This is a genomic window from Tenacibaculum aquaeponti, from assembly GCF_057221555.1.
The window spans coordinates 1,053,551-1,068,291 of the sequence record NZ_CM170147.1 but is presented as its reverse complement, the minus strand read 5'-3'; the positions used below and the strand labels follow the sequence as shown (position 1 = coordinate 1,068,291).

Sequence of the window (14,741 nt, the reverse complement as noted above, 5' to 3'; positions counted from 1 at the left end):
ATGTTAGTATTTGTAGAGTTAAATGAAAAGATTTCTAGAAAGATATATTTACAATCAAGATTTAGCGCTACAAGGATTAGAAGCAAAAAGAATTACAATTCTAAATTTTTGCTGCTTAATGATGGGGTTTGATATTTTGTTTTTTTCAATTAAACGATTTTTTGAAAAAACACTAACATCTGAGATAGCATATTTTTATACTGCTTTTTTAATATTGTTTATTATCGTTTATACATTACAAAAAACAAGATATTATATAACAGCTAAAGTATTGTTTTTGTGTTCTTATATTATAGCAGTTGTAGGTTTAACTCATATTTTATTTGAATATGAAAATACAGAATATAATTACTTAGCACTTCCAATTTTAGCTTTGTTCTTTTTTGATAAAAAATGGGTGCATTATGTAACTTTACTAATATCAGTTGGTTTGTTTTTTATACCTTATTATGTGACAAAAAAAAGAAATATAGAGAACTTCGTTCCGGAAGAAAAGATATTCTTATTTGTGATTTTATTTCTAGTAGTGAATTTTTTTAAAAATTTAAATGATTCAAACGAGGAGAAACTAAAAAAAGCTTATGTTGAATTAGAAGAAAAAAGGAAAAATGAATTTGCTCATTTACAATTGAAATCGTTAAAAGCACAGATGAATCCACATTTTATGTTTAACGCGATGAATTCAATTCAAAATTTAGTATTGAAAGGAGATAAACATAAAGCTTACGATTATTTAACCAAGTTTGCTGCTTTAATAAGAGAAAACTTAAACATGAGTGAGAAAAGTTTTATTTTCTTTGATGAAGAATTACTTTTATTAGAGAAATATTTAGAATTAGAGAAGCTCAGATTTCGTACAAACTTTGAATACAGCATAAATGGGGGAGAAAACTTATATAATATTAAAATTCCTTCTATGATAATTCAGCCATTTGTAGAAAATGCAATAAAACACGGGTTGTTACATAAAACAGAAGGAGTAAAAAAAATAATTTTAAAGTTTGAATTAAAAGAAGTTCTACATTGTACTATTATTGATAATGGTGTTGGTGTTTCAGAGTCAGAAAGAATAAAGCAAAGAAATGGAGAAAAATCTACTTCATTATCTACTAAATTGATAGAGGAAAGATTAATGTTGTTAAAAGATTATTATAAATTGAATATTGGTTTTAACTATGAAAAAGTAAAAGAAGGAACAAAAGTAATTATTAAAATATCTTTTATAAATGAAAATGAATAAATTAAAAGCAATATTGGTAGACGACGAATTAAACGCTAGAGAAAATTTAAGATATTTATTAGGGGATTTTTGTAGAGAAGTTGAAATAGTTGGAGAAGCTTCAAATATTGATGATGCAGTTATTCTAATAGAAAAAGAAATTCCAGATTTAGTGTTTTTAGATATAGAAATGCCAGAGAAAAATGGTTTTCAAATCTTTAATGAGTTCGAGGAAATTAATTTTCAAGTTATTTTCATAACAGCTTACGATCAATACGCGATAAAAGCTTTTCAAGTAGCTGCAATAGATTATTTATTGAAACCTGTTGAGGTAAGCTTGTTACAAAATGCTGTAAAAAAAGCGGAAAAATTTATAAAACAAAAAAAATCTGATACTAGAATTTCAGTATTAAAAGAAAACAAAAAAAAGTTAAAGAAAATAGCAATTCCCTATAAAAACGATTATGCAATTATCGATACAAAAGATATTATTTGTATTCAAGCAGATCGAATGTATTCTATAATTTATACAATTCAAAATAAAGAATATATAGCATCAAAAAAATTGAATTACTACGAGAATTTATTTGAAAATGAAGTTTCTTTTACAAGAGTTCATCGATCTTGGATTGTAAATACAGATCATGTAATTATTTATTCAAAAAGAGAACGACAATTAAAGTTAAGCCTAGAGAAATTAATACCAGTAAGTAAAGGTTATAAAGAATCTTTTGAAGCTTCTTTTACTTCGTAAATTAACTTTGGAAATAAAAAATGTTCATTCGGAAATAAAAAGCTAATCCTTTAAAAACAGGAGTGTTTTTTTGTGTCATAAATTATATAATCATAAAAGTTATGCTTAAAAAAATACTTTTAATAGTAGTCATGCTACTTTGTGTCGGACTGAGGGCGCAAACAAGAGTTTATAGTGGTTTCCCAGCAGGTAGGGGAATTGCTGTAATAAATGATAATGCGTACACAATGGTTGGCTCAGAGCTAAAAAGTGTATCACTTACCCAAGCAAATCCAACGGAACAAGTTGTGTCTAGTGGTTATGATAATAGACCAGCTAATAGTATAGCGTTTCAAGGAACAATGCTATATAGGGAAGGAAATGCTTTCATTATACCAGGAGGTGGAGTACAAAAATTTGCTTATGCATATCCAAGTGGTTCAAAATCTATCACTGCAATTAATGGGCTTACCGCAAATGTATTGTTTGTTTACAACGGAGGTCTTTATTTTTTATCAAAAAGAGGTTCGTTTTCTAATATAGAAATTAAAAGATACACAGGAGGAACAAATACAACTGTAGTTGCAACTTTACCTACTGCTTGGAATAGCGTTTATGATGCTGTGGTTGTTGGGGATAATTTATATTATACGTCATATTCAGAAGGAAGAATTTATAGAGTTGATTTATCTGCTAGTTCTCCTAGTGCGCAAGTATTCAAATCTGGTTTATCAGAACCTTGGGGAATAAGACATGCACAAGGATATCTTTATTTTATTGATGCAGGTTTAAATGGTGGAATTAGAAGAATTTCAGTAAATGGAGGAAGTGTTCAAAACGTAGGAGGAACAATCCCTTACGGAAGAACATTAGATATTATTGATCAAGATATATATGTTTTATCACCTGCTTCTGTAGCAAACGGAGGTGGAGTTTATAAGTATACTGATCCCAACATTGTTCCTGTATGTAAAGCACCAACAGCTCCTCAGGTAAGTTTTGTAGATGAAACTACTGCAGATGTAAGTTGGACGGCTCCAGCGAATTCAGTAGATTCATACGAGTTAACATATGTAGAAACTGGACAGTCAATTAGTAGTGGTACAACTATTCAAAATATCTCAGGAACTTCGGTACAGATTAATAATTTTGTTCCAGGAACTAGCTATGATATTTATATTAAAACAAATTGTACAGGTGCATTAACAGCAACGTCGGATAATGTTAAAGTGGTTTATGTTGCAAAATCTTGTAATAAGCCTAATAATCTTAGAGGAATATTAACTGGAGCAACAACAGCTGACATAACATGGGATCCAGTTGCAGAATTTGTTGATTCGTATGAGTTGACATATGTTGATGCTGGACAACCTATAAGTTCAGGAACAACAATTCAAAATATTTCTGGAACAACTACATCTTTAACAGGATTAGTAAATGGTCAAGAATATGATGTCTATGTAAGAACAAACTGTGATAACAGATTTAGTGCCCCTTCTGAATACCAAAAAATAACTTATACTCAAACTACACGTGTGTATGTAAGTCAATTTGCTACAGGAAGTAATACAGGAGGGTCATGGGCAAATGCTTACACAAGTTTAGAAACTGCATTAGCAAATAATTTAAATGGTAAAACAGAAGTTTGGATAGCAAGAGGAACATATACGCCTTCATCAAATAATAGAAACGCAAGATTTGAATTTAATGTTGATGGATTATTAATCTATGGTGGTTTTGCTGGAAATGAAACAAACTTAAATCAAAGAGATTATTTAAGTAATAAAACAATCTTAAGTGGAGATTTGTTGAGAAATGATGATGCCAATGTCACTTTTAATAATACTACAAGAAGTGATAATAGCTTAAGAGTTATTAATGTTGCTGGAAACAATATAGTCATTGATGGAATTACAATTTCTGGTGGTTATGCAGATGCAACTTCTGGAGATGGTAGATTTGGAGCAGGGTTATCTCTGAGTCCTAATATAAGTAACTTCACAATTAAAAACACAACAGTTAAGGATAATGTTGCTTATTGGGCGGCAGGATTAAATTTATCAGCAGATAAATCAGGATCGGTAGTTATATCAGTAGATGCTTGTGTTTTTGATAATAATTTAAGTTCTAATTCAGGCACAGCAATGTATGTTATTCCAAGAGAAGGAACTAATGCAACCTATTTTATATTAACAAATTCATTATTTAAAAATAACAGAACGACAGATGATGGTTCTAGAAAAGCTAAAGGAGGAATGGTTTGGGTTAGAGCATATTATACGGGAACTATAATTTCTACGAACATTATAAATAATACATTTGTTAATAATCTTAATGAAGGAACAGATGCAAATTCAGATTTTGCAACAGTTGCTCTAAGTAGAAATACAGGTAGTTATGGAAATAGTTTTGTAGCAAATAATATTTTCTGGGGAAATAAAAACAATAATGGAAATGTGGCTTTAGCTGTTGGAAAAGGAGGAGGGACTAATTTTACTAATAATTTAGCAGCCTTGAACAGTATAGATGAGGATAATTTTTCTAACATTTCATTTTTAGCTTCAAATACGAGTAATAGTGACCCTTTGTTTACTGATGCGGCTAATGGAGATTTTACAATACAAACCAATTCGCCAGCAAAAGATACTGGTGACAATAGTAGAATACCTTCTGGCATATCAACTGATTTATTTGGTAATCAACGAATATTTAATACTACTGTTGATATGGGAGCGTATGAATTCGGACCAGCTGCTCCAGTGATAAAAAAGGCATTAAATGTAACTGCTACCAATGGTTCGGTAACTATAAGTCCTAGTTCGGCAGATGGACTTTATGTAGATGGAACATCAGTTGAATTAACAGCTACACCAGCTGCAGGTTATCAATTCGATGGATGGAGTGGAGATGCGACAGGAACTACAAATCCATTAACTATTGTCATGGATGCTGATAAAACAGTTACAGCAATGTTTAGTAAAATTCAACGTACCTTAACTATTAATGCTACAAATGGTTGGGTTAGTAAAAATCCAAATCCACCAGGCGGAGCTTACGATGATGGAACTTCAGTTGTATTGACAGCTATACCTGATTCAGGATATCAATTTGATGGATGGAGCGGCGATGCTACAGGGACAACAAATCCATTAACAGTTGTAATGGATGCTGATAAAACAGTTACAGCAATGTTTAGTCCTATTCAACGTACATTAACTATAAATGCTACAAATGGTTCGGTTAGTACAAATCCAAATTCAACAGGAGGAACTTACGATGATGGAACTTCCGTTGTATTAACAGCTACACCAGCTGCAGGTTATCAATTCGATGGATGGAGTGGCGATGCTACAGGGACAACAAATCCGTTAACTATTGTCATGGATGCTGATAAAACAGTTACGGCAATGTTTAGTAAAATTCAACATACCTTAACTATCAATGCTACAAATGGTTCGGTAAGTACAAACCCAAATTCAACAGGAGGGACTTACGATGATGGAACTTCCGTTGAATTAACAGCTACACCAGCTACAGGTTATCAATTTGATGGTTGGAGTGGTGATGCAACGGGAACAACAAATCCGTTAACTATTGTCATGGATGCTGATAAAACAGTTACAGCAATGTTCAGTAAAATTCAACGAACATTAACTATAAATGCTACAAATGGCTCTGTGAGTACAAATCCAAATCCAACTGGAGGAAAGTATGATGATGGTACTTCGGTTACTTTGATAGCTACACCAGCTGCAGGTTATCAATTTGATGGATGGAGTGGTGATGCAACAGGAACTACAAATCCATTAACAATTACAATGAATGCAGATAAAACAATTACTGCAATGTTTAGTGCAGTTACAGCTAGTGTTGTTGATGAAGAATTCGATAAAGAAGTAAAAATTTATCCAGTACCAACTTCAGATATTTTAAATATTGAAGTAACAACAGGTTACGATATAAAGAAAGTTGTTTTATATAGTATAGTGGGGAAAAAGGTGTTAGAAACAAAAGAGAGAAAGATGAATCTATCTAGTTTAGTGAACGGAATTTATATACTTAAAGTGACAAATTCAGAGGGACGTGTAGCTTCTAGAAGGATTATTAAAAGGTAATGATGAATAAAATCGAAAAATATAAACTAGAAATACTATTGTTATTAATGTACTCCTTGGTGTTTTTTATCATATTTTCAATATTCTAATTGCTCAAGCCTGGAAAGTAAAATCAAAACTTTTCAGGCTTTTTTATTTATACTGATAAATGTTTTAGGTTTGTGTTTAAATTGATGTAGTAATTTATGCGTAAGTACGATAAAACTAATTTTTTTAAGCACACATATTGTCAATTTGAATACAAAGAATTAAGTGTTTTACAAGAAGAAAATATTCATTTTAAGAGTAAATCGGGAAGTTCTTATGTATACACTGAGAATGGTGTATATAGATATTCAAATCACTGGGGAAGAGTAGCAAATTGTCGATGGAAATTAAATGGTATTACTAAATATCAGAATCAGAATTATTATGTGGGATATGCAAAATGGACTGATTTTTATAGCTTAACTTCAGAAGCAAAACTATTTGGATTAAAAATTGATTTTGAAACTAAAAAAGTAGAAGTATACAAACCTGAAAGAAAAGATCAGTTATTTAATTTAACTGTTGTTTTTAAAAAGAAAAAGGAAGTAGAAGAGGTGTTTAAAAATACCAAATGGATGCAATATCATGAAGAAGAAGTTGAGGTTTTACAAGAGAAAATCATAAAACAAATATTAACATCTAATAAATCACTTCGAGAAATTAAATTAGAATTATCCTAACTTGAAATTCAATGAAATTTTATCAACAAGAAATTAGTTTACCTGCTTTTGAAAGAGGTTATCATTTAATTACAGATATCGTAATTAATGAAATACCTGAGTTAAAAGAAATCAAAATAGGACAGTTGCAAGTATTTATAAAACATACTTCTGCCAGTTTAACGATTAATGAAAATGCAGATTCAACAGTTCGTATGGATTTCGAAACGCATATCAATAAAATGATTCCTGAAAATATGCCATATTACAAGCACGATTACGAAGGAGCTGATGATATGCCAGCACATATAAAAAGCTCGATGTTAGGTTGTCAAGTACAGATTCCAATTACAAATGGAAAATTAAATTTAGGAACTTGGCAAGGAATTTATTTGGGTGAACATCGAAATTATGGTGGACGTAGAAAATTGGTGTTAACAGTTTTTGGTAGTTAACATTTTAACTCTATGTCAGTTCTATTAGAGTTGAAAACTTCTTTATGTTAAAATATAATTTTTTTAGTTACCGGTTGTGAATAAACATATAATAGCGTCAATCTGAACTTGTTTCAGATTCTCATCTTACATATGTTGTTTATTATTAGAGTTAGATTCTGAAATATTGAGTTAAATTCGGAATGAATTAATAATGAGGTTTCTAGTACTTTTCCTCCCTCCAATGTTGATCATTCAATGTTAAGTAATGAATAGCAATTAATAATTTAGATTTGATATCTTCAATTTGAAAAGCTTCATAATTCATAATCACTTGACTAATCATTGTTGGTCCAAAATCTGAAGCAATATTAAAGTTATTTACATAATCTTTAACTGCTTTATTTTCTTTACCATATTTATTCAAAAAACGAATATGCCTAATCAGTTATCAGGCTTATTAATTCTTCTGCTTTTTCAAATTTAAAATCGATGATTTGAAATTTATCATTAAAGATAATTTTAGAAGGGAAACTATTTACTTGATAATTAATTTGAACTTGGGAATTTGGTCCAGCATACAAGTTAATCCAGTTAATTTTATCCATTGAACTACTTTTTTTCCAAGCACTAGGATCTAAATCAACATTTACTCCGATTATTTCTATCTTGTTTTCTTTAAGTGTATTATAAATTGTATTCCCTTCTTGATTAAATTTTCTACAAGGAGAGCAACCAGTCCACCAAAAATTGAGTACAGTATACTTATTTTTTTTGATAATTTTTTTTAATTCTACTTGTTTATTCTGAAGGTCAACTAGAGTAAAATTTGAATATTTTAAGCTTTTTGTATTATCAAATAAAGATTTTAATATAAAATTAAATTCCTTGTAAACATTAGAATTTAGTAATTTACTATCTGTTTTTTCTAAGATTTTCTTCAGTTTTAATTCATCTTCTCTTGAAAAATAATCTGGATCAAAAGGAGGGAAGTTTCCTTGTAAATACAAACTAAGAAATTTCAAATATGCAATAGATTTTGTAGTCTGATAAACATTGTCAAATTTTTCAAAGAAAATCTTTTTTTCTATTGGATATACATTTTTATGCATACTATCTTTTTTCTTTTCATAATCGTTGATAAAGGAGAAATGATCAGTGAGTGTTGGTTTTTTAAAAAACTCATTGTAATAAAGCATGGTATTATTTCCTTGTGAAGCCTTAATTTTAACAATATCTTTAAAAATATCTGATGTTGATTTAATTATATCAAAAGATATTTTTGTTTTTCCGGGTTCTAAAAATACAGGGATAAATAAGTAATTAGTTTTATTAGCGTCTAAATCATGTTTAAACCTAATTTCTCCATATTGAATTACTCTAGAACTTCCAGTAAATGAAAATTTTCCATTTTTAATTTTTGTATTAATCTGGTTTTGAGTTGAGTCGTTTGGGATTAATAAGGTTAACTCTAGATTGTTACCATTTTCTACTTCTCCTTCTATTTTAAATTCAAATTGATCTTTTTCTTTTTTCTGACATGAGATTCCTGATAATAAGACCAATAAGAGTATAATTTTTTTCATCATTTTTAAATTAAAAACCTCATTTAATAACTGTATAAATGAGGTTTGTATATGTTTTAACTCTTCTCCAATCCTTTTTGTAAAGCTTCTTTAATTCCTTCTAAATTCTCAGAGAACGCCATCATCTGACTTAAAATTTGAGCCATTTCATTTTTATCTCCAAAACCTTTCAGTTTATTATTTTTCAAAAAGATTTCTTTAATGCTCGTCCATCTTGTTAACTCTTCATCAGAAAGTTGATCGATTAACTCTTTATACTTTAAAAGGTTTCCTTCTGCAGCAGAAGTCAAGGTCTGTGATTCACTTTCATAATGCGATAATAACAAGCGTTGTAATTCGCTATCATTCATAATAGGAACCACTTTTGCCACCAGTTTATTCATATCACGATACGATCCTTGTAATTTAAAAGAAGGTTCTGTTCGGTATTGATCTTCCATGGCAGCCGATTGAATATAAGCCTGATTTACCTTTAAAACGGTGTCTCTAACTGTAATTACTTTTTCTAAAACAGAAGTGTAATCCTGAATTTCTTGTTTGGTATGATTTCCTTTTAAATCAACATCAGCGGTATTATTTTCCACTTTATCAATTAAAGCATACACATCTTCGAAATATTTACTACTCAATTGGTGTAAAACAGGATTCGATGTTAATGAGTTTTCTATTAAACTCAACTTGAATAAATGCGCTGTGTCTCCAATAATATCTCCTAAATTGTAAATATCAGCACGGTTAGCTAACATGTCAGGAATCTGAAAACGATCTCCACTTTCTGTATATGGGTTACCAGCCATAATTACACAAAATTTCTTTCCACGTAAATCATACGTTTTTGATTTCCCGTTAAAAACCCCTTCGATCTTACGAGTTCCATCGGAAAGTGAAATAAACTTCTGTAAAAACTCTGGATTACAGTGCTGAATATCATCTAAATATAACATCACGTTATCACCCATTTCAAAAGCTAAATTCAGCTTTTTTAATTCTTCTCTAGATGCAGAATTGTTAGCGGACATAGGATCAACAGAAGTCACTTCATGTCCAATAGCCGGACCGTTAATTTTCATAAATACCAAACCTAAACGATTCGATATGTATTCCATTAAGGTAGTTTTACCATAACCAGGAGGAGAAATTAATAATAACATACCCATTCTATCAGTACGTTTATTGTCACCAACTGTTCCCAATTGTTTCGCTAAATTGTCTCCAATTAATGGGAAATATACCTGATCAATTAATTTATTTCTTACAAAAGATGATAAAACTCTCGGTTTAAATTCTTCTAGTTTTAAATCCTCTTTTAGTTGTTCAGTTACTTCTTGCTTAGCTTCTTTATATCTAATGAAATTCGGAACTTCTACAGTAGTGAATTGTGCTAAATTCGAAATGAAATCATGATAGTTAAAGACAAAAGTTCCTTCAGTAATTGTACTGTGATCTCCTCTTAAATCTTTTATTTCTTCTATCGGATGAACTGCTTTAACTTCAGAAGTTGATTCGTGTTCAAATAATAAAATAGCAACAATTTCATCTATATAATTTTGCTTTGAATTTTCTGCTGAAGACAAGAACGAACTTACCCATTGTTTTGTTAAATGAATTTTATCAGTATATTCATTTGATTTATCAACTCCGTTTCTGAATTTATGATAAGCATCTTGTTTCTTTAATGTTTTTACAAACTCATCTTTCAAACCAAACGCATCTGTACTAATTTGGAATGAATTATTTTGTTTCAATTCCTCGAAAAGATAATTTGCAATCTGCTCACTTTCTGATTCAGAAAACAATTTACTTTGCTGAGCGAATTCAGTGATTTTAGTACTTAAATTTTCAATAATAAAAGCAAATGAATCACTATTTGGAAAAACACTTAATACTTCACCAGAAGCTTTAATATTGGTGTTTAATAAAGTTTGAGCTTCTTCCGAAAGAGAATTCCAAAAGTATTGTGCGTAGGCTCTGGTGTTAGGAGAATAGGTGAGTAGTCCTAATTCATGATGTTTATGAACTAATGTGTGTAAAATCTGACTCGCATCACTATCATGAACTCCTTTTACATAACCTTCAGAATATAAATTACTACTTTCTTGTTGAACAACAGTTAATAATTCTTCTTGTGTTTTATTGATTAATTCAGTTTCTGGAATATTTTTGAAAATCTTGTACGCCAAATAAGCAGCACGATATATTTCGTTATTCTCAGAAACTAATTCTTGATTCCAATATTTTTTAGATTGTAATAAAATATCATTTTCAATAGTATCGTAAAAATCGGTACCTGTTAAGTGATAATATAATTCTTCGTTTTTATATACAATCGTTAAATCTAAAACTTGTTTGTTAACTCCGAATTTATGTTTACCAAGTTTAATAATATTTTCACCATCTTCGTATAACTCTTGCTTATCTTTAAGTTTACGAAGCGCATCTTCTTTAGCAACTTTTAATTTCGTTTCGATAGCTTCCGCTTTTCCGGCGTCGTCTAACTCACGTAACTGATTAATAATATCTCTAACTTTATTAATCATTAAATCCGCAGCAAAATATCCATTGATATCTTCAATAGTATCGAAACTTTGCGCTTTTTTCTCAACTCCTTTTAAAATACGTTCAGAAGCAGTTTGTAATGCCACTGCTTTCTTGTTACGTTTTTCAATAAGGTTGTTTTTACGTGTATCGAAAGCGGCATGAATTTCTTCACGTTTTTCTATAATTTGCGTAATAAACTCTTCAAAATCGGCAAATTTCCCTTCTAATTCTTCAAGCTGAATGGCAGTTTTTGTTAAAAATTCATCACACTTTTCAGGCGTAGTAGCCATGTCAATATAATTGATAATACTTTGATCAATTAATTTTAACTGTGCAACAAAATCTGCTTTAGCTTCGGAACTTCCTAGGCTTTTTATACTGTTTTTAATTCCTGCTTTTAATTGATTTAACGTTGCAAAAATTAAAGAGATATTGTCTATAATTTTCGTTGATTGCGAAGTGTCTTCTATTTCAAGATTAGAAACAATATCAATCAGCATTTCTAAATCAGCAGTAATTTGGTTGACTTCTTTTTCTAAAGCTTTCGCTTCAACTACTTTCTTAATTTCTGGTAACGAAGTTTCTTTTTCTGCGACACGTTTATGATACGGAGCTAATGCTTTATCGTTCAATAAAAACTGTACACAACGTTTAGAAATTAATGTGTTTTGCTCAGCAACTTGTTCTTCTAAAGCTTCTAAATGTTCTTTTTGAATATAGCGAACATCGTGTAAACTGATTACTTCGCCACGTAAGGTTCTTAATTGGCTTAATAATCCAACAAAATCATCAATAGATTTAAATGAAGTACTTTTTATTTTACTAAAAAGTTCATCTGATTTCTTGTTGATTGCTGTGGTTTCTTTTGAAGCTTGTTTTTTTAATTGAACTACTTTTTCAAACTCTTCAATTGCGGCATTTGCTGCTTCATTAATTTGAAGAATAGGTTCATTTAATTGGTGTGTATCTGCTTCTGGTAACCAATAATATGTATCGTTAATATCTTTGGATATTTTAGCAATATCATTATATAAACCAGTATAATTATCTTCTTTGTTTAAAAGATTGATTAATTCGTGACATTCTGCCATGGCACGAACAATATCTTTATTTCCAATTTTAAACAGTAAACTATCTGTATGTTGCGAAGGCATAAAATCTCCTTTTAAATATGGAGTTTGCCAAATTTGAACTACATGATGTTTGGTTTGCTCGTTTTCAGTTTTAAAATAACATAATTCACCGTTTTCAAGTAAGGTAAATCCGTTACAAATAATTGGAGTTTTAACTTCTTGCTCAATAATATTGTAAGACATTAAGACGTATAATCCACGAATTGTTGCGTAAAAAACATACAAGAAATCTTCACCGTTTGGTGAACTTACTTTCTTTTGAAATTTTACTTCTTTTACATCACTTTCGAAAATTTTATACTCTCCAGTTTGTAAATAATATCCGTTAGGGAAAATAATACCATGTCCGTCTGGTAATTGAACAGCTGTATCTTTAATACTTTCGATACGTTGTACTTCTTGTAGTTTATGATTGTACACGAAGTAACGAGGATCTTCCTGGAAAGGTTTGATTTCTAAAGTGATTAAGTTTCCTAAATCACCATAGCGAAACTGACCGTCATCTAAGGTTTGATCTATATGTTCAACAGGCTCAGAAAGAATTCCTTTTCCGTCGTCTGTATTGTCTTCAATTTTTATGGTTAAATCACCACCAATGGTTTCCACAAAAACTTTGTCAAGAACAGAAATGTGAGAATGCGTTCCATAGCGATGCATATCACGAGTTACTTCTTGCCATTTGAATTCATGTTGCGTAGGAAATTTGTATTCATGTTCACTACGATTATCTATATACTGAAGTTGATTATCGTTAATTAACCATTTAAAGGTTTTAATATCCTTTGTGTTTTCGCTTAATTGAAAAACCATGTGTAAATAGTTTCCAATGATGGCAAATTTTGAGAAAATGGTATTTCTATAGTATTTATATAAGTTGGTAAAATCACTGATGAAAGTTTCATCATGAATCATGTCTAAAGACTGTAAATGAAAATGATTTTCTTTAAACTCATAAATACTAAATACATCTGAAAGTTTAATATCTGTACGTAAACCAAAATGTACGTTATATCCAAAAATTGAAGTGTTTCCAAAAGAAACAATATCTCTTGCGATACAGTTATTTTCAGTGTTTATTCTATCGTTAGCAATTAATTTGGTTTCTATATTACCAAAAACATGTTTTCTTGCATCATTTAGCTTATGTAATCGATCTTGTAGTTCTTGCTTTTGTTTTTGCAATCTACCTTGAATGATTTCATATGTTCCTCCGTCTAATTGTTGATTGTTTTGGTTTTCCATGTATTTTTTTGTGTCAATTCTTTGATGTCACTTCGAGTGAAATTATTTGAGTGAAAAAGAAGAATAATTTAGTTTCGAGAAGTTTTCGTTAGTTGAATTAATCTCGATACGATTTTACTTCGTTATCACTTCGTAAAAATCACCTGAATCAACATTTTTGTTTTGAACTTTATTGTCACTTCGAGTGAAATTATTCGTAATGAAAAGGAGTATAATTTTTTATCGAGAAGTTTTCGTTAGTTGAATTGTTCTCGATACGATTTTACTTCGTTATCACTTCGTAAGAATCACTTGAATCAACATTTTTGTTTTGAACTTTATTGTCACTTCGAGTGAAATTATTTGAGTGAAAAAGAAGAATAATTTAGTTTCGAGAAGTTTTCGTTAGTTGAATTGTTCTCGATACGATTTTACTTCGTTATCACTTCGTAAGAATCACTTGAATCAACATTTTTGTTTTGAACTTTATTGTCGCTTCGAGTGAAATTATTCGTAATGAAAAGGAGTATAATTTTTTATCGAGAAGTTTTCGTTAGTTGAATTGTTCTCGATACGATTTTACTTCGTTATCACTTCGTAAAAATCACTCGAACTGACATTTGGTATTTTAATCAAATTTCTTTTTTGCTAAATTAGGTAGTAATTCATATTGATTATTTATTAAAGCTTCTTTTTTGGCTTTAGACCATTTCTTAATTTGTTTTTCTTTTTCTATTGCTATTTCAATATTCGTGAATTCACAATAGTAAACTAGTTGTATTGGTCTTCTAAAATAAGTATAACTACCTTTATGTAATCCTTTTTTATGTTCTAAAAGTCTTTGATTAAGATTTGAAGTTACTCCAGTGTAATATGTTTTATCAGAACATTGCAAAATATAAACATAGTAAACTGTCATAACTTTTTTGAACTTTTATTGTCACTTCGAGTGAAATTATTCGGAATGAAATGAAGAATAATTTTTTATCGAGAAGTTTTCGTTAGTTGAATTGTTCTCGATACAATTTTATTTCGTTATCACTCTATAAAATCACTCGAACTGACATTTATATTTT

At 29.9% G+C, this 14,741-nt stretch carries 9 protein-coding genes; 5 read left to right on the top strand and 4 right to left on the bottom strand.

The annotated features are described in order from the left end of the window. Nucleotides 1-22 precede the first annotated feature (22 nt). The 5 genes from AC2TEO_RS04735 (at nucleotide 23) to AC2TEO_RS04715 (ending at nucleotide 7,208) form a co-directional block, all read left to right on the top strand. On the top strand, nucleotides 23-1,240 hold the full coding sequence (locus tag AC2TEO_RS04735) for a sensor histidine kinase (protein ID WP_442267009.1): 1,218 nt from the start codon (nucleotides 23-25) through the stop codon (nucleotides 1,238-1,240). Beyond that, complete coding sequence (locus tag AC2TEO_RS04730; protein WP_442267008.1) at nucleotides 1,227-1,973, top strand: LytR/AlgR family response regulator transcription factor; 747 nt, start codon at nucleotides 1,227-1,229, stop codon at nucleotides 1,971-1,973. The genes AC2TEO_RS04735 and AC2TEO_RS04730 overlap by 14 nt, the downstream gene beginning before the upstream one ends. Before the next feature lie 101 nt (nucleotides 1,974-2,074). Further along, on the top strand, nucleotides 2,075-6,067 hold the full coding sequence (locus AC2TEO_RS04725; RefSeq protein WP_442267007.1) for an InlB B-repeat-containing protein: 3,993 nt from the start codon (nucleotides 2,075-2,077) through the stop codon (nucleotides 6,065-6,067). 185 nt (nucleotides 6,068-6,252) lie between these two features. After that, on the top strand, nucleotides 6,253-6,774 hold the full coding sequence (locus AC2TEO_RS04720; RefSeq protein WP_442267006.1) for a hypothetical protein: 522 nt from the start codon (nucleotides 6,253-6,255) through the stop codon (nucleotides 6,772-6,774). Between the two features lie 11 nt (nucleotides 6,775-6,785). Further along, on the top strand, nucleotides 6,786-7,208 hold the full coding sequence (locus AC2TEO_RS04715) for a secondary thiamine-phosphate synthase enzyme YjbQ (protein ID WP_442267005.1): 423 nt from the start codon (nucleotides 6,786-6,788) through the stop codon (nucleotides 7,206-7,208). Between the two features lie 202 nt (nucleotides 7,209-7,410). Here AC2TEO_RS04715 and AC2TEO_RS04710 read toward each other — a convergent pair whose 3' ends face one another. The 4 genes from AC2TEO_RS04710 to AC2TEO_RS04695 form a co-directional block, all read right to left on the bottom strand. Continuing rightward, nucleotides 7,411-7,614 carry a hypothetical protein gene (locus AC2TEO_RS04710; RefSeq protein ID WP_442267004.1) on the bottom strand — a complete coding sequence of 68 codons (204 nt, stop codon included), beginning with the start codon at nucleotides 7,612-7,614 and terminating at the stop codon, nucleotides 7,411-7,413. Nucleotides 7,615-7,627: 13 nt separating this feature from the next. Then, nucleotides 7,628-8,776: a redoxin domain-containing protein gene (locus AC2TEO_RS04705; RefSeq protein ID WP_442267003.1), complete on the bottom strand. Its 1,149-nt coding sequence runs from the start codon at nucleotides 8,774-8,776 to the stop codon at nucleotides 7,628-7,630. Between the two features lie 53 nt (nucleotides 8,777-8,829). Continuing rightward, nucleotides 8,830-13,686, bottom strand: a complete 4,857-nt coding sequence (locus tag AC2TEO_RS04700; RefSeq protein ID WP_442267002.1) for a DNA repair ATPase — start codon at nucleotides 13,684-13,686, stop codon at nucleotides 8,830-8,832. 607 nt (nucleotides 13,687-14,293) lie between these two features. Continuing rightward, on the bottom strand, nucleotides 14,294-14,584 hold the full coding sequence (locus AC2TEO_RS04695; RefSeq protein WP_442267001.1) for a GIY-YIG nuclease family protein: 291 nt from the start codon (nucleotides 14,582-14,584) through the stop codon (nucleotides 14,294-14,296). Nucleotides 14,585-14,741 lie beyond the last annotated feature (157 nt).